General features: G+C 62.2%; 17 protein-coding genes. 5 read left to right on the top strand and 12 right to left on the bottom strand.

Translation table 11 applies throughout. The features are described from left to right. The coding region (locus WBF74_RS01430) for a DUF2125 domain-containing protein (RefSeq protein WP_424434102.1) at positions 1 to 493 on the bottom strand (493 nt) is incomplete at its 3' end. 97 nt (positions 494 to 590) lie between these two features. Between WBF74_RS01430 and WBF74_RS01425 the strand changes: the two genes are divergently transcribed. Next, positions 591 to 1,139 carry a gamma-glutamylcyclotransferase gene (locus WBF74_RS01425; RefSeq protein WP_424434100.1) on the top strand — a complete coding sequence of 183 codons (549 nt, stop codon included), beginning with the start codon at positions 591 to 593 and terminating at the stop codon, positions 1,137 to 1,139. Here the strand turns inward: WBF74_RS01425 and WBF74_RS01420 are convergent. The 9 genes from WBF74_RS01420 to ftsE all read right to left on the bottom strand — a co-directional run bounded on the left by WBF74_RS01420 (position 1,081) and on the right by ftsE (position 9,759). Next, entirely contained in the window at positions 1,081 to 2,292 is a 1,212-nt protein-coding gene (locus tag WBF74_RS01420; protein WP_424434098.1) for a winged helix-turn-helix domain-containing protein, read from the bottom strand. The two genes, WBF74_RS01425 and WBF74_RS01420, sit on opposite strands and share 59 nt — an antisense overlap. Continuing rightward, entirely contained in the window at positions 2,289 to 2,705 is a 417-nt protein-coding gene (locus WBF74_RS01415) for a VOC family protein (RefSeq protein WP_424434096.1), read from the bottom strand. The genes WBF74_RS01420 and WBF74_RS01415 overlap by 4 nt, the downstream gene beginning before the upstream one ends. 13 nt (positions 2,706 to 2,718) lie before the next feature. Continuing rightward, positions 2,719 to 3,183, bottom strand: coding sequence for a hypothetical protein (locus tag WBF74_RS01410; RefSeq protein WP_424434094.1), 465 nt, complete (start codon positions 3,181 to 3,183; stop codon positions 2,719 to 2,721). Beyond that, positions 3,180 to 4,118 carry a YegS/Rv2252/BmrU family lipid kinase gene (locus WBF74_RS01405; RefSeq protein WP_424434092.1) on the bottom strand — a complete coding sequence of 313 codons (939 nt, stop codon included), beginning with the start codon at positions 4,116 to 4,118 and terminating at the stop codon, positions 3,180 to 3,182. The genes WBF74_RS01410 and WBF74_RS01405 overlap by 4 nt, the downstream gene beginning before the upstream one ends. A 49-nt stretch (positions 4,119 to 4,167) precedes the next feature. Further along, on the bottom strand, positions 4,168 to 6,480 hold the full coding sequence (locus tag WBF74_RS01400; RefSeq protein WP_424434090.1) for an adenosylcobalamin-dependent ribonucleoside-diphosphate reductase: 2,313 nt from the start codon (positions 6,478 to 6,480) through the stop codon (positions 4,168 to 4,170). A 174-nt stretch (positions 6,481 to 6,654) separates the two neighbouring features. Then, positions 6,655 to 7,377, bottom strand: a complete 723-nt coding sequence (locus WBF74_RS01395) for a lysophospholipid acyltransferase family protein (RefSeq protein ID WP_424434089.1) — start codon at positions 7,375 to 7,377, stop codon at positions 6,655 to 6,657. 55 nt (positions 7,378 to 7,432) lie between these two features. After that, positions 7,433 to 8,056, bottom strand: a complete 624-nt coding sequence (locus WBF74_RS01390) for a YdcF family protein (RefSeq protein WP_424434087.1) — start codon at positions 8,054 to 8,056, stop codon at positions 7,433 to 7,435. A gap of 85 nt (positions 8,057 to 8,141) precedes the next feature. After that, the gene (locus WBF74_RS01385; RefSeq protein WP_424434085.1) at positions 8,142 to 9,107 is read right to left on the bottom strand and encodes a cell division protein FtsX; all 966 of its coding nucleotides are present in this window, start codon (positions 9,105 to 9,107) and stop codon (positions 8,142 to 8,144) included. After that, the gene (ftsE, locus tag WBF74_RS01380) at positions 9,100 to 9,759 is read right to left on the bottom strand and encodes a cell division ATP-binding protein FtsE (protein WP_424434083.1); all 660 of its coding nucleotides are present in this window, start codon (positions 9,757 to 9,759) and stop codon (positions 9,100 to 9,102) included. The genes WBF74_RS01385 and ftsE overlap by 8 nt, the downstream gene beginning before the upstream one ends. Between ftsE and WBF74_RS01375 the strand changes: the two genes are divergently transcribed. The 4 genes from WBF74_RS01375 to WBF74_RS01360 are packed head-to-tail and all read left to right on the top strand — an operon-like array spanning position 9,758 to position 11,722. Continuing rightward, positions 9,758 to 10,213: a zinc-ribbon domain-containing protein gene (locus tag WBF74_RS01375; protein ID WP_424434081.1), complete on the top strand. Its 456-nt coding sequence runs from the start codon at positions 9,758 to 9,760 to the stop codon at positions 10,211 to 10,213. The genes ftsE and WBF74_RS01375 overlap by 2 nt on opposite strands. A 9-nt stretch (positions 10,214 to 10,222) precedes the next feature. After that, positions 10,223 to 10,786, top strand: a complete 564-nt coding sequence (locus WBF74_RS01370) for a hypothetical protein (RefSeq protein ID WP_424434079.1) — start codon at positions 10,223 to 10,225, stop codon at positions 10,784 to 10,786. A 25-nt stretch (positions 10,787 to 10,811) separates the two neighbouring features. Further along, on the top strand, positions 10,812 to 11,333 hold the full coding sequence (gene hpt / locus WBF74_RS01365) for a hypoxanthine phosphoribosyltransferase (RefSeq protein WP_424434104.1): 522 nt from the start codon (positions 10,812 to 10,814) through the stop codon (positions 11,331 to 11,333). A 5-nt stretch (positions 11,334 to 11,338) separates the two neighbouring features. Then, on the top strand, positions 11,339 to 11,722 hold the full coding sequence (locus tag WBF74_RS01360; RefSeq protein ID WP_424434077.1) for a response regulator: 384 nt from the start codon (positions 11,339 to 11,341) through the stop codon (positions 11,720 to 11,722). Here the strand turns inward: WBF74_RS01360 and WBF74_RS01355 are convergent. Next, complete coding sequence (locus WBF74_RS01355; protein ID WP_424434075.1) at positions 11,719 to 14,235, bottom strand: TIGR02302 family protein; 2,517 nt, start codon at positions 14,233 to 14,235, stop codon at positions 11,719 to 11,721. The two genes, WBF74_RS01360 and WBF74_RS01355, sit on opposite strands and share 4 nt — an antisense overlap. A gap of 62 nt (positions 14,236 to 14,297) precedes the next feature. Beyond that, a partial coding sequence (gene lysA, locus WBF74_RS01350) for a diaminopimelate decarboxylase (protein WP_424434073.1) occupies positions 14,298 to 15,472 on the bottom strand: 1,175 nt, incomplete at its 5' end.

Here is a 15,472-nt window from a genome sequence, read left to right as displayed (position 1 = left end):
CTTCCACGCCTTCCACGTCGATGGCGAGGCGGCCAAAAGGCATGTCCTTCAGATCGACATAGGAAGCGCGTGCCTGTTGGGTGCGGGTTTGCAACTCGTTCCGGGCGCGTGAATTTGTCCTCAGGTCGCGATAGGTGAAGCGGTTTTCATCGCCGAGTGTCAGCACCGCATGCCGCAGATTATAGGGAAGGAGAGAAATGGAGGCGCGGCTGCCTTCCCAGCTCCATTCTTCCGGTGCATCGGGGGCGCTTGCCGAGGGGCGGCGGAAATCTGCCTCGAAGCGATAGGGATAGCCGCGCATGGCAAAGCTTTCCCAGCCAGTGACGAGACCTTGCTCTCCGGCCGCCTGAAACTGCTCGACCCGCGCGCGGATCTCGCCTGCCGCATAGAACCAATAAGCCGTGTAGAGCGCCACGAGCACGGCAAGCGCAAGGCCCAGCCAGACAATGCCCCTGCCTGTTCCGTTCTTCGGCGCGTTCATCGGTTCCGTCATGTGTCCCCGGTCAGCTTGCGGTGGAGATGGCTTTGGGCAATTCTGCGCGAAATCAGCCGCTGGTCCATAGAGTGCTTGCGGCAAGGAAGACGACAGAATGCCGGATTTATGGGTTTTTGGATATGGCTCGCTGATGTGGCGGCCGGGCTTCGAGCATGAAGAGCGCCGACCGGCACTGCTGCGGGGCTATCACCGCTCTTTCTGCGTCTATAGCCATGTGCATCGCGGGACACCGGAAAAACCGGGCCTTGTGTTCGGGCTTGATGTTGGCGGCTCATGCCGGGGTGTTGCCTTTCGCGTGGCGGCGTCGCGCGCGGAGGAGACGCGGCGCTATTTGCAGGCGCGCGAGCAGGTGACGCTGGTTTACCGCGAGGCGGTGAAAGAGGTGGAGCTGGTTGATGAAGGCAAGCGCGTCGAGGCGCTGTGCTTCATCGTGGACCGCAAGCACGGGCAGTATGCAGGCCGGCTCGATTTCGAGGCGCAGGTGCGGCTTATTGCCGAAGGTAAGGGGAGTTCCGGCAAGAACCCGGAATATCTGGAAAGCACGCTCCGCCATCTTGAGGAAGCGGGCATGCGGGATGACGGGCTCAGCCGCCTTTGGCGCGCCGTAGAGCAGCGGCTGCGTCAATCTCCGGCGTCTCCGTAAAGCGGGCGAGTTCGGCAAGGGCGCGCCCGATGCTGCGTTCACATGCTTTGGTGAGTTTCACCTTCGGCTCCAGCCAGAGACCTTTCACTTCAAGACGGCCTTCGGCGCGATGCGCCTTGATGTCGGCGCGGCCAATAAAGCGGTCGCCTTCCAGAAGCGGCAAAACGTAATAGCCATATTGACGCTTCTTCTCCGGCACAAATATCTCGATGCGGTAGTCGAAGCCGAAAAGCCGCATGGTGCGCTTGCGGTCGCGGATGGCGGGATCGAAGGGAGAGAGGAAGCGCATGGTTTGCGGCGCGGCGTGAGCGGCGGCGAGCCGCGCTTCAATATCTGCCGGTGCGAGCGCGCTTTTCCATGAGCCATCTGCGCCTTCGACCATCACCTCCACCGCCTCGCCGCGCTTCAGCGCGGTTGCGGCCCATGCTTTCGCGCGGGCGATCGGCACGAGTTGCCAGAAGGCGGCGATCTCCTGCGGCGTGGCGAGGCCAAGGCGGGAGAGGGCTTCGCGACAGGCCCAGTTTTCCGAGGCGGCAAGACTCGGGCGGACGGTGCGATGTTCCTCCGGTATCACGCGCTCGGTCAGGTCATAGACCTTTTCAAAACCTTCGCGCCTCGCGATGGCGACTTCGCCCATGCGCCACAGCGCTTCAAGCGCTGTCTTGGATGGACCCCAGCCCCACCATCCGCCTTTCGGCCCCTTGTCCTCGAAGTCGCGCGCCATCAGCGCTCCCTCGCGCCGCAATCTCGCACGGACATTGCGCAGGACTTTTTCGCCATCCGGGCCGAAGCGTTCGCGCCAATGTGAGTGCGTGTCGATGCGTGCCTTTGCCGTGCGAAAGCGATGACGCCAATGGGGATAGAACTCGACCGGGATCAGCGAGGCGTCATGCGTCCAGTGTTCGAAGAGCGACACATGATCGTGGTGAAGCGTTGCAAGATGCGCCCGCTGATAGGAAGGTGCGCGCGAAAAGAGGATCATGTGATGGGCGCGCTCGACTGCATTCACGGAGTCAAGCTGTACAAAGCCGAGACGCCGGACAAGCGAGAGCGTGGCGGCTTCGTCATGTGGGTCCGGTGCGGGTGTGGTCAGCGCATGATGGTCCAGGAAAAGACGGCGCGCATCCTCATTGCGAATCTCAGGCTTCGTCATGGACGCGGTTCATACACATATTCGAGTTTCAACCCGTCCGGGTCTGCAAACATCACCGCGTAATAGCCTTCGCCATATTCGGGATAGTCTGCAGGCGGATCGAGCACCGTCGCGCCGATACGGACAAGCAGATCGTGGAGACGGTCCACATCCTCGCGGCTTTCCGCCTGCCATGCGAGATGGTGAAGGCCCGGCGAGTAGCGATCATGGTCGCGGGTAGCGTTCGGCCCGCGCGCGCGGAAGATGCCGATGGTAGGCAGCCTGTCGCGCGAGGTGGCGTGTTCCCAGTCGATGCCGTTTTCGTCTTCCGACCAGCGGCGATAGCCCATGAAACCCAGCACCGCATCATAGAAGGGGGCCGAGGCCTGAGGGTCGCGCACGGTCAGGTCGAGATGGTGGATGAAGCCCCGCATGGCTGTCCGTTTTTCAGCTTTTGCCTTCCTTCAGCAAAGCTTCTTTTTCGCGCCCGAGCCAGAGAAATCCGCCCATCAAATGATTGGCGAGGCCTTCAATTATTTCGGCGGCCATCGGCGGCACACCTGCATGGCCAAATTCGCCGAGCGCATTCCAGACCCTGTGTTCGGCCCGGGCAAAGCCCCTGAGCAACATGCCTTCCTCGTCGCCCGCAATTACGGCCTGCGCGCGCAGGGTGATTTCCTTCAGCCATTCAAGGTCTTCGTCGGGCGTGCCGGGAAGCACATCCTCCCGCTTCAGCTCTTCAGCAATGCGCTTGCCGATATCGCGATAGGCAAGTGCACGCGCCGCGGCGAAACTCGACCAGCGATCATGCGTCACGCTTGCTGCCGTATGGTAATAGCGGCTGGCGGACTGGCAGGCGATGCCAAGCTCCTTCAGCGCGGCTTCAGATTGTGTCAGCAGAAGCTGGCTCATTTCTCTCCCTCCTTCGCAACGATCACGCGAAGCGCACGGCGGCGTACATGAAAGCGCACCGGCGTTTCCGTGATCTCTTCTCCATCGGCAAAGACATGACGGACAGGCACTGTGGTGATGGAAATATTGGCACCTTCCTCGCACAGCACTTCCGGCGCGAGGTCCGTGCGGCCAAAGCGCAAAAAGGGTAGCAGCGCCGCCATGCCGAAAAGCGAGCGCGGCACCACGGCATGCAGGTGAAGCCGCCCGTCTGTCAGCGTGGCATCGGTATGAACCGTCATGCCGCCGCCATAATAGCGGCCATTGCCGACAAGAAGCTGGATGCAGCGTATGCTGCGGCGCTTGCCTTCGCCTTCAATGGTTGCGCGGAAGGAGTGCGATTTCGAATGGGCTTCAATGGCGCTCAGCGCATAGCTCATGATGCCCCATCTGCCCTTGCGCTCTTCCGTCTGCAACCGGCTGATCGTGTTCGTCATGCCGATGCTTGCGGCATTGAGAAAGGGAATGCTGTTTGCGTAACCGACATCGGCTTCGATGATCTGGCCTTCCGTCAGAAGTCCGGCAAGAGCTACAGGATCGCGCGGCATGTTCAGCGAGCGGGCGAAATCATTGGCGGTTCCCGCAGGCAGCACGAGAAGCGGTAATTGCCGCTTCACCAGACAGGCAATGAGCGGGCTCAGCGTGCCGTCACCGCCTGCAACGGCAACGGCGTCGATGCCGTGCATTTCCTGAAGCAGCGCGCAGCACGCTTCTGCATCCTCCGGTCTTTCATGGCGGATGGTTATGTCCGCATCCTGCGCTGCGGCGATGAAACTTTCCGCATCCCAGTCTTTTCCGCCGCCGCTGTTCGGATTTTCGATGAGCAGCGAATGCCTGATCCGTAAGGCTGCGGCGGGTGCGGCTTCTGTGCCGGATGGCGGGACCATTATTGACATGACGGCACATCTAGCGCCGCAACACGTCAAAAAAAGGGCTCTGTGTGATTCAGCTACACTTGGAATAGCCGCAGGAGGTGCATGATTCGCAGCCTTCCTGCCGGATCATGCCGCGTTCGCCACAGCGCGGGCAGCCCTTGAGGGATTTGCCGGCGGCAGCTTCATGGGGCGGCGGCGGATCGCCTGCCACAGCGCGCAATGCTTCTGTGACGGGGCGATTATCCTTGCCGGTGATGAAGCCCGTATCGATCATGTGCTGCTCGATCACCTCGCCGATGGCGGCAAGAAGGCTCGGCACATAGCGGCCCTTCATCCAGGTGCCGCCGCGTGGATCGAACACGGCTTTCAGCTCTTCCACCACGAAAGTTACATCACCGCCCCGGCGGAAGACGGCGGAGATCATCCGCGTCAGCGCGACGGTCCAGGCATAGTGCTCCATGTTCTTCGAGTTGATGAAAATCTCGAAGGGGCGGCGCCTGCCATCCTGCATGATGTCATTGATGGTGATGTAGATGGCGTGGTCGCTTTCCGGCCATTGCAGCTTGTAGGTGAAGCCCGGCAGCACGGTTTCGCGTTCGAGCGGCTTCGACATATAGACGACGCCATCCTTCTCGAAGCGCTCGCTCGGTGCGGTGAGCGGTAGTGCGGATTGCGAGGGCGTGGCAGGCGTTTCATCCACGGAGAGGACGGAGCCACGCACCTCATTCGGGCGATAGGTGGTACAGCCCTTCAGCCCCTTGTCATAGGCGTCGAGATAGACGGTCTTGAAATCCTCGAAGGAAATATCGGCGGGCGTGTTGATCGTTTTCGAGATCGAACTGTCGATAAAATCCTGCACGGCCGCTTGCACGGCAATATGCTCGGCGGGCGTCAGCTCCTGCGCATTGACGAAATAATCCGGCAGCGCCGTTTCCGCGCCGAACATCTCGTGAAAGCGATCCACGGCAAAGTCGCTCACCTTTTCCTCGCGGCGCGTGCCATCAGGCAGCAGCACCTTGCGCGTATAGGAATAGGCAAAGACAGGTTCGATGCCGGAGGAAACATTACCCGCAAAAAGCGAGATCGTGCCTGTCGGCGCAATGGAGGTGAGAAGCGCATTGCGGATGCCGTGTTCGGCAATCGCTTCGCGAATATCGCGGTCCATCGCAGAGACGGTTTCGCCTGCAAGATAGGCATCCGCCACGAAGAGCGGGAACGGCCCTTTCTCCCTGGCAAGATCAACGGAGGCCAGATAGGCCGCGCGGGAGAGCGTGCGCATCCATTTGCGGATCAGTTCAATCGAGGCCGGTGAGCCATAGCGCGTGCGGCACATGATGAGCGCATCGGCAAGGCCCGTCACGCCAAGGCCGATGCGGCGCTTGGCATGGGCTTCATGGCGCTGGGCCGGCAGCGGGAAGCGCGACACGTCAATCGTGTTGTCCATCGCGCGCACGGCAGTGCGCACAAGCGTGTCGAGTTCTTTCTCGTCAATATGCGCGGCTTCGGTGAAGGGCTCCTTCACCAGCGCGGCAAGGTTCACGGACCCGAGAAGACATGCGCCATAGGGCGGCAGGGGCTGCTCGCCGCACGGGTTCGTCGCGTGGATTGTTTCGGCGTAATAGAGATTATTCCGCTTGTTGATGCGGTCGATGAAGATGACGCCCGGCTCGGCATAGTCATAGGTCGCCTGCATGATGCGATCCCAGAGCGCGCGAGCCTTCAGCGTCCTGTAAACGGTGCCGTTGAAGGTGAGATCCCAGTCGGCATCCTTCTTCACAGCTTCCATGAAGGGATCGGTCACAAGCACCGAAAGGTTGAACATGGTGAGGCGGCCGACCTCACGCTTCGCCTCGATAAAGGCTTCGATGTCGGGATGGTCGCAGCGCATGGTCGCCATCATGGCGCCACGGCGCGAGCCTGCAGACATGATGGTGCGGCACATCGCATCCCACACATCCATGAAGGAGAGCGGGCCGGAGGCATCCGCGCCCACGCCCTTTACCGGTGCGCCTTTCGGGCGAAGCGTCGAGAAGTCATAGCCGATGCCGCCACCCTGCTGCATGGTGAGGGCGGCTTCCTTCAGATTCTCGAAAATGCCTTCCATCGTGTCGGGGATTTCGCCCATCACGAAGCAGTTGAAGAGCGTGACATCGCGCCCCGTGCCTGCGCCTGCGATGATGCGGCCCGCAGGCAGGAAGCGATAGCCGTCCATCACTTCGCGGAAGCGCGCGGCCCAGTGCGCACGGTCTTCCGGCTTTTCGGCTTCGGCGAGTGCCGTTGCGATGCGGGTCCATGTATCCGCGACCGTGCGGTCAAGCGGCGTCCCGTCCTCCGCATGGAGGCGGTATTTCATGTCCCAGATCTGTTCGGCAATCGGATGCATTTCGTCTCTTTCAGGTCAGCTCTCGGCAAGGACCGGCAGTCTAGCATGTGGGGCGAGGCCGGTGATTTTCTATTTCACACACATTCGCCGGGCATAATGCTCCACAGGGCTGCATGCTCAAGCTGCTGAACCTTCGATGTAATCAGTCTTGTCCCCGCTTTCCACAGGCTGTGGTCAGCTTCTGTCCCCAGCCTTCGCTTCGGCGATGAGCCGGTCTGTCGCGGCCTCGATGCGGGTTTCAAGCGTTTCCATGAAGCTCTTGCGGTCAAGCCCCGGCGGGATCGGCTCCAGAAACTCCAGAACGATGGTGCCGGGCTTACGGGAAAAGCCGCGCCGCGCCCAGAAGAGGCCGGAATTGACGGCGGCAGGCACACATGCCACGCCAAGCTGACGGTAAAGGGCGGCAACGCCCGGCTTGTAGGGGAGCTTTGCGCCTGCAGCGGAGCGGGTTCCTTCAGGGAAGATCACGATCGGGCGGCCTTCGGCAATCGCCGCCTTGCCCTGAGCGATCAGGCGGCGGATCGCGCTCGACCCTGAATCGCGGTCAATCGCGATCATGCGGGCTTTCTGCGCATACCAGCCATAAAAAGGAATCCAGAGAAGCTCGCGTTTCAGCACCATGGCCGGGTGGTTGAGGATCGCCGTCATCACCACCGTGTCCCACATGGACTGGTGCTTGCTTGCGACAAGAACCGGCCCTTCCGGCAGTTTGCCCCTGATTTCATAGTCGGTACCCGCAATCACCCGTAGCAGCCACAGCGTTGCATGGGACCAGAAGGCCATGGCCTTCACGGTCAGGCGGGTCGGCAGCAAAAAGAGCGGGGTCGCGGCGATCACGATCACGACCGACATCAGATAGAAAGACAGGTTGAAGGCAGCGGAGCGTAGCAAGATCACTTTGTCGTGTTCCTTTGGGCAGCGTTCCTTCGGGCAGTATGTCTGCGCGGGGAGATCATATCTGCATCTGCGCGCGCACATGGGCGAGCGTCAGCAGATATTTCGTATATTCCGAAATGAGAAGTCGCGTCGTCCCCGGATAGGACCACCAGCCATCGAGATGCAGCGTGTCCTGAAAAACGGGATAAGGCCGGATTTCCACATCAGGCATGGCGCGCGCAAGCTCCAGCGAGGCGCGGGGCAGGTGATAGGTGCTCGTCACGAGAATGATCGAGCGATAATTCCGCTTCTTCACCCATTCAGCGGTTTCGGCGGCATTGCCGATGGTGTTTTCCGCCTGACGGCCGATATCGATGCAGCAATCGAATTTCGGTGCCGCGCCCGGCACGATTTGCTTGAGGGATGCAGCCGTTACATCGCGGTGGACGCCGGTGATGAGAAGCCGGGAGCCCTTGTCCTGCTCAAGCAGCCGGTAGGCGGCGCTGATGCGGTCCGGTCCGCCTGTCAGCACCACAATGCCATCGGCAGCCGGCACCTCGGCTGGCGGTGTGCGATCAAGCGTTGCGGCGAAGATGAAGAAGCCTGCGACGTAGAGAACCACGCACAGGGCCGCAAGCCCGGTAACGGCACGGGCGATGCGCTGCCCTATTCCCTGCTGCAGCCTTGTCGTCGCCGCCATTACCGTCCCAGTCCCCTTGCCGCCCCGGGGCTCTGCCCCGACCCTTGCCGCATGATAGGAGGGGCGCTGGCCAAGTCAAAGCACCTCAGAGAAGGCGCTCCAGCGTGTTGAGAACGGTGAGCCGGGCCGTTGTGAGGGTGACAAGCGCTGCCGCAACGGGAATCGCCAGCAAGGCGGGGTAGTGTTCAGGCGCGAGGCCCGATGCTGCAACGAGAAACATATCGCCCGTGCCGCCTGCAAAGCCGAGGGCGAGAAAGGCGAGCGCGCCTGCCGCCGCCCCGATAAAGCCGCCGCGAAGTCCGAGATGCAGGAAATGGCGCTGCACTTCCGAAGCGATGAAACCATCCTTCGCGCCGATGAGGTGAAGCACCTCCACCACTTCGCGATTGGCCGAAAGACCGGCCCGCGTTGCGAAGACGACAATGGCGATGGTCGTCCCCGCCACTACGGCAAGGATGCCATAGGCAAGCCAGCTTGCCGAACGCGCCGCACTCAGCAATTCACTTCGCCACTGGCGATGCGTGTCGAGAGAGGCGCCCGGGGCTGCTGCCGCGATGTCGATGGCGAGAGCTGAAAGGTCGGGCGGGCTTTCCCGGTCGATGCGAATGTCGATGAGGCGGGGAAGCGGCAGATCGTCCGTCACCAGCCCCTTGCCGAGCCAGGGCTCGAGAAGGGCAATGGTTTCTCCCGTTCCGAGCGGTGTTGCGGTGAGGATACCCGGCACATTGGCGAGCACGCTCATCACGGCATCGACCTGTTCTTCCGGCTCCATGTCGCGCGAGGGGCGAAGTTCCACGGTGAGCGCGCCCGAAATATCGGCGCTCCATTCCCGCGTCTTGTCGCTGACGGAAAGGGCGGCACCAAGCGCAAGGCTTGCGAGGAAGCACATGGCCGCAACGACGAGAAGAAGCGGCAGGCCGGTTGATCCCGCAGCAGGCATGATGCTGCGCGTCTCGACCAGAAGCGCTGTCAGCGATGCGCCGATGCCCGGCTTTTCCTCCTCAGGAGAAAGTGCATCAAAGCGGGGAGGTTGGCGATGGGGATCAGCCACGGATCGTCAGCCCTCCATTGCGCAGCACGAGTTCGGGCGCGCCTGCGGCTTCCACCAGCGCGCGGTCATGCGTGGCAATCAGCACGGAAGTGCCAAGACGGTTCAACTCGATGAAAAGACGGAGCAGGCGCTGGCCCATTTCGGGGTCCACATTGCCTGTCGGTTCGTCGGCAAGCAGCAGGTCGGGCTGGGCCACAACGGCACGCGCAATGGCGGCGCGCTGCTTCTCGCCGCCTGAAAGCGTGGGCGGGCGCGCATTCATCCTGTCGCCAAGGCCCACCCAGGCGAGAAGCTCTTCCACATCGCTGCGATAGCTTTCCTCGCGGCGGCCCTGAATTTTCAGCGGCAAGGCGACATTCTCATAGGTCGTCAGGTGATCGAGCATCCTGAATTCCTGAAACACGACGCCGATCCGCCGTCGCATGGCGGGCAGTTCCGAGCGCGGAAGCGTTGCCACATCCTCACCGAACATGGTGATGAGGCCACGCGATGGGCGGTTTGCGAGGAACATGAGTTTCAGGAGCGAGGTCTTGCCCGCGCCGGACGGGCCGGTGAGAAAATGGAACGAGCCCGGCGCGAGGTGGAAACTCACATCGCGCAGGACCTCCGGTCCCATCCCGTAGCGCATACCTACATTCTCAAACCGAATCATGCTGCGAACCTATCACGGACGCGCGGCTGGCTGCGATGGTGGTGCGCAGACAAAGCGCAGATTTCCGCCAGATTTTGTCCCGTACTGTGCCAGTTTTAACGCGGCTTTAACCATGGGCGGTCTTTCAATAGGCTCAGGCACGGCCCGAGTTTCCGGGCTTCCCATCGCTGTGAACCGCCGGGCTCTTTTCTGGATGATTATCGTCTGCCCTTCCTGCTCATCGCGCTATCCCGTGAATGCGGCTTCCTTCGAGCCGTCCGGGCGGAAGGTGCGTTGCGCCAAATGCGGGCATAGCTGGCATCAGCAGCCGGAATCGGCGCCGGCAAAGCCCACGGCAGAAGAACTGGTGCCTGCGGCAACCGGCCAGAAAAAGATGTTTGGCGAGAAGGGAAAATCCGCATCTGAGAGTGCCGCGCCGAAAAATGCGCCAAAGTCCGAAGCCAAATCGGATTAAGCGGATGATGTGGTCTTTGCAGAAGCGCCGCCGCCCCCAGCAGGCACGATCGATATCGGCAATCGCTTCCGTGCGGAGGTGAAGCGCGAGGCATCGCTTCGCCGCAGCCGTGTTGCCATTGCGGCGGGATGGGTGCTGCTTGCCGCTTTCGTCGCGGGCACGCTTGGCGCGGGTTATGTCTATCGCCATGAGATCGCGGCCTTCTGGCCTGCCACGACCAAGGTCTATGCGGCGGTGGGCGAAGAGATCAATCTGCGCGGGCTTGAGTTTCGCAATGTTTCCTATGAGCGGCAGACCGAAGAAGGGTTGCCGGTTCTCGCCATTGCAGGCGAGGTGGTGAACATCACCGGCGAGGAGGTGGTGTTGCCGAGGCTGCGCGTCGGCCTGCGCGACGAACATCAGAACGAGCTTTATCACTGGACCTTTGCGCTGGAAGAAAAGACGTTGCAGCCGCAGGGCTCCGTTTCCTTTATCACGCGGCTTTCAAGCCCGCCGCCTGAATCGCGTGACATCGAAATCCGCTTTGCGGAAAAGATGGACATGGCGGCTGCCATGTCGTCCGGCGAGGAATAGCGTGACGGAGTCTGCGCCGCAGGGCATGCGGCTCTCCGTTCTCTTTTCTGCAGAAGAGATTGCTGCCCGCATCCGCGCATTGGCGGGCGAGATTGCGGCAACGAGCGAGCGTGATCTTCTGGTAGTGCCCATCCTCACCGGCAGTTTCATCTTCGCGGCTGACCTCTTGCGGGCGCTGCATGAAACGGGGCTTGCGCCCGAAATGGATTTCATCAGCTTGTCGAGCTATGGCACGGGGCAGAAGTCGAGCGGCGAGGTGCAGATTCTCCATGATACGGAGCTGCGCATCGAAGGCCGCGATGTGCTGCTGATTGACGATATTCTGGAATCGGGCCGCACTCTCGCAAGAGCGAAAGACATGATGATGGCGCGTGGCGCTGCGCGTGTGCGGAGCTGCGTGCTCCTCGACAAGCCGGGCAAGCTCGCCGTGAAAATCAAGGCGGACTTCACCGGCTTTGCCTGTCCCGACCGTTTCGTTGTCGGTTATGGGCTGGATGATGCCCATGCCTGGCGTCAGCTTCCCTTTGTCGGCTATCTGGAGAACTGAACCTCATGGCGCGCATTCTGATTGCGGAAGATGAGCCGGACGTTCTCACCTTTGTTTCGCGCGCGCTGCGCGGGGCAGGGCATGAAGCAGATGGCGCAGGCGATGGCAGCGATGCGCTGGCAGCCCTTTCCCGCGCGCGGGAGGTGGGGCGGCCCTACGATCTGTTGCTGACCGATATTCTGATGCCGGTGATGGATGGCGTGACGCTGGCGCTGCTGGCCGCGCGGGATGCGCCGGAACTGCGGATCGTGCTGATGACGGGTTATTCAGATCAGCGCGAACGCGCGCATGGGCTTGAAGCGATCATCCATGACATTCTGCTGAAACCCTTCACGCTGGATGAGCTTGTCATGCGCGTGCAGGCCGTGCTTGACGGCGAGACGGGCTAGAAGCGCCGGAGCAGTCTTTCGAGATAGTCGAGTTCAAGCTGCGGGCGGCCGAGGTCGCGCGCGCGCTCTCGCAATTCTTCGAGTATCTGACGTGCGCGCTGCATGTCCATCTGGTCGGGGATCGAAACATCATCACCCTGCGCCGAGCCGGATTCAGAAAGCGGCCGGCCAAACGGATCGGTCTGCCCGCGTCCCTGTGCGCCGCTGCGGCCTGCGCGACCTTCCATCAGCTTGTCGGCAAGTGCCTGGGCGCCTTGCTGCATGCGTTCGATGGCCTGCCCCTGTGCGCCTGCGGCCCGGTCTGCGCGTCCGGCCCCCAGCCGCTCCGTTGCAGCTCCCATCGCATCTTCTGCCTCGCCGAGCGCACCCGGTGTTTCAGCCCCTGCCTCTTCAAGCTCGCGCATGATTTTCGAAAGCTCTTCGCGCAGGGCTTCCTGCTTTGCGCCAAGCTCGCCAAGATCGGGATGCGCGTTGCCGGGCTGCGGCAGGCCGGGCGGCACTTCGCCAGCGCGCCGCTCCATCTCCTGCAATTTGCGGAAGGTGCGGTCCATCAGCTCCTGCTGCTTTGCGATGAGATCGCCCATCTGCTCGACAGCGTTTGACATGGCCTGTTCGCCGGGGGTGAGCCCTGCGTTCTCGCTCGGAAGCTGGAGGTTTTCGAGAATGTTCTGCAGCCGCTCAAGCATGGCGCGGGCCTGATCGCGCGCGCCGCTCTGCGCGAGTTCGCTGATCGCGTCCAGCATCGCCTGCAATTCATCGCGGTCGATGGTCTGCATATCGCTGCCAAAATCGCCGGAGAGTTGCGGATTGCTCGTCTGCGCCTTCTCGCTCATCGCTTCCATGTAGCGGTTGAAGGCATCGCGCAATTCCTGCATCAGCCGCGCAATTTCTTCATCACCTGCCCCTTGCGAAAGCGCTTCGGCTAGCCGTTCGCGCGCCTCGCGCAGATCGCGTTCGGCAAGCGAGAGGTCGCCATCCTCGATGCGCAGCGCGACCGACCAGAGAAGATCGTAGATGCCGGTGAGGTCCGTATCGCGCGTCGCTTCCGAGAGCCGCCAATAGGCCGCGCGCAGCGCGAGATAGACCACCTTGTCTTCGATATAGCGTTCGGCATCCTGCGTGAAATTGTCGATGAAGCGCGCAACGCTCGCGCTGGAGCGCGGATCAAGCGCAAGACGGCGGCGCTGCTCGACAATGGCGCGGGCAAGCGGCTTGGTGAATTCGCGCTCCGGCAGCACAAGTGACAGAGGCTCGGACATGCCTTCCTGTTCGATGTCGTCTTTCGCAACAAGCGTGATCGTCACCGGCAAGCCGGCCCAGGGATGCGCGGTGAGTTCGGCGTAGGTTTCACCCTCTGCCTCGCGCGGGCGATGCGCAGGCAGGGTGAGCGGAACATCGGGCGCCGTGACGCGAGGCTGCGGGACGACGCTATTTTCTTCGCTCGCTTCAACGCCGCTTCGATCAAGCGCAATGCGGGCTTCCGCCGAGGCGACACCGAAATCATCCGCCACGCGGTAGGAAAGACGCAGCGCGCCAGAAGCGGACTGGGCGACCGGGGCCGTGACTTCGATGGAGGGCGGCGCATCGGGCGTCACATCGAAGCGCCACATGCGGATCATGCGCCCGCCTTCAGTGAGCGCCACATCGCCGCTTTCCATGAGCTTTGCGTCAATCGCGTGATTGCCTTCGCTGATCGTGCGCAGTTCTTCCGGGCGCTCGCGTTCGCCATCTCGGCGGTCAAGCACGGGCGCGTTCTTGAGACCATGCACGCGGATCGCGAGGATGCTGCCTGCCGGGACGGTCAGCGTTTCGGCGGAAGCGGGCCTGTCATCTGCCTGTTTCAGATAGACAGGCGCCTTGCCGGTATAGGCAGGCGGTGTCACCCAGGCTTCGATATTGGCGGCGCGTGCGCCCGACGCGCCGGGGAAAAGCGCGTCCGTGAGGCGGTTCAGATGGCCGGGGCCGGTTCCCGCAATCGCGACGACAAGAAGCAAGGCCACAATGGCGCGGAGGGCGAAAGGATCGCGCGCGGCGAGAATGGACGGCGGCAGGCCGAGGCGGATTTTCGCCATCCGCTCGGCGATCCAGTTCCGATGAGCGATCCAGAGGCCCATATCGCCTGTGGCGGGTGCAGGCACGTCCTCATAGGCGGAAAGCGGTGAATGGGAGAGGCCGGAGGATCTTTCGAGATGGCGCAGTGCTTCCGCACGGGTCGGAAAGGCAAAGCCCCGAAAGCCACGCCAGAGCAGCCAGACGAAAGTGGCACCCGACGCCGCAAGCAGTACCCAGTGGACGCCCGGCGTGATGCGGCTGAAAAAGCCGAACAGGGCAAGCGCCACATAAAGCCCCGCAAAGGCCGTTGCGGGCCAGAGCGCGGGCATGAGGGCTTCGATGAGCAGGAGAAGGCGGGCCGCCCGCACGCGCCGCTCGACGCGCAAGGGCAGGCGCGGTGCAGTTTCCTTCTCACTCCGGTTGGATGCACCGTCGCGGATTTTTTCGTCTGGGCCGGTCAATGCCTCTCGCCCCGTAGCGCTCTGCTGCCGGCGGCGGATTTCCCGCGTCCGATCAAGCCAGCCTAATCTAGCCAGGATGGAATGATATCCTGTTTCAGCATTGCGTCATAACTGGGGCGCGGGCGAACTTCCTCGAAGCTCTCGCCCTTCACCATGACTTCCGGCACGAGGGGGCGGGTGTTGTAGGTCGAAGCCTGCACGGCCCCGTAAGCCCCCGCCGACATGATGGCGACGAGATCACCGCTTTTGAGGCGCGGCAGGATGCGGCCCTTGGCGAAGAAGTCGCCCGTCTCGCAGACGGGGCCAACCACATCATAAAGCCGGGTCTCTGCGTTTTCGCCCGCTTCCGTCACGGGCTGGATGGCGTGGAAGGCATCATAAAGCGTCGGGCGGATGAGGTCGTTCATCGCGGCATCGAGGATCAGGAAGTTGCGGTCATCGCCCGACTTCTCATAGATCACGCTGGAAACGAGAATACCGGCATTGCCCGCGATCAGGCGGCCCGGCTCGAAGGTGAGGTGGCAGCCGAGATGGCCGACCGTGCGCTTCACCATGGCGGCATATTCATCAGGATGCGGAGGAATGTCATTGTCTCCGCGATAGGGAATGCCAAGTCCGCCCCCAAGATCGATATGGGCAATCGGATGGCCTTGCGCGCGCAAGGCTTCCACCATGGACGCAACGCGGGTAAAGGCTGCCTCGAAAGGCTCAAGCGTGGTGAGCTGGCTGCCGATATGAACGTCGACCCCGTCTGCCAGAATGCCCGGCAACTCGCCCGCCCGCGCATAGACGGAAGGGGCGCGCTTCCATGAAATGCCGAACTTGTTCTCAGCCTTGCCGGTCGCAATCTTTTCATGCGTCTTTGCATCCACATCCGGGTTCACGCGGATGGCGATCCGCGCGACAAGGCCGCGCGCCGCCGCAAGGGATGAGAGAAGTTCGAGTTCGGGTTCTGACTCCACGTTGAAGCGGTCGATCCCCGTCTCAAGCGCGAAGGTGAGTTCCGCTGCCGTCTTGCCGACACCGGAAAAGACGATCTTGTCCGGCGTCACGCCAGCGGCGAGCGCGCGGCGCAATTCGCCTTCCGACACGACATCCGCGCCTGCGCCCTGGCGCGCCAGCGTTGCCACGACGCCAAGGTTCGAATTCGCCTTGACCGAATAGCAGACGCGGGCAGGTTGCCCTTTAAAGGCGTCGGCGAAGACGCGGTAATGCCGCTCAAGCGTCGCGCTTGAAT

Origin of the sequence: Parvibaculum sp., from assembly GCF_049672805.1 — a bacterium.
GTDB lineage: Bacteria > Pseudomonadota > Alphaproteobacteria > Parvibaculales > Parvibaculaceae > Parvibaculum.
Note: the sequence above shows the minus strand (reverse complement) of the source record. Positions and strands in the feature narration are given on the sequence as shown.

Excerpts from the sequence above, each read along its gene's own strand:
- WBF74_RS01425 (WP_424434100.1), top strand. The coding sequence starts at position 591 with ATGCCGGATTTATGGGTTTTTGGATATGGCTCGCTGATGTGGCGGCCG.
- WBF74_RS01420 (WP_424434098.1), bottom strand. The coding sequence starts at position 2,292 with ATGACGAAGCCTGAGATTCGCAATGAGGATGCGCGCCGTCTTTTCCTG.
- WBF74_RS01415 (WP_424434096.1), bottom strand. The coding sequence starts at position 2,705 with ATGCGGGGCTTCATCCACCATCTCGACCTGACCGTGCGCGACCCTCAG.
- WBF74_RS01410 (WP_424434094.1), bottom strand. The coding sequence starts at position 3,183 with ATGAGCCAGCTTCTGCTGACACAATCTGAAGCCGCGCTGAAGGAGCTT.
- WBF74_RS01405 (WP_424434092.1), bottom strand. The coding sequence starts at position 4,118 with ATGTCAATAATGGTCCCGCCATCCGGCACAGAAGCCGCACCCGCCGCA.
- WBF74_RS01400 (WP_424434090.1), bottom strand. The coding sequence starts at position 6,480 with ATGCATCCGATTGCCGAACAGATCTGGGACATGAAATACCGCCTCCAT.
- WBF74_RS01390 (WP_424434087.1), bottom strand. The coding sequence starts at position 8,056 with ATGGCGGCGACGACAAGGCTGCAGCAGGGAATAGGGCAGCGCATCGCC.
- WBF74_RS01375 (WP_424434081.1), top strand. The coding sequence starts at position 9,758 with ATGCTGCGAACCTATCACGGACGCGCGGCTGGCTGCGATGGTGGTGCG.
- ftsE (WP_424434083.1), bottom strand. The coding sequence starts at position 9,759 with ATGATTCGGTTTGAGAATGTAGGTATGCGCTACGGGATGGGACCGGAG.
- hpt (WP_424434104.1), top strand. The coding sequence starts at position 10,812 with ATGCGGCTCTCCGTTCTCTTTTCTGCAGAAGAGATTGCTGCCCGCATC.
- WBF74_RS01360 (WP_424434077.1), top strand. The coding sequence starts at position 11,339 with ATGGCGCGCATTCTGATTGCGGAAGATGAGCCGGACGTTCTCACCTTT.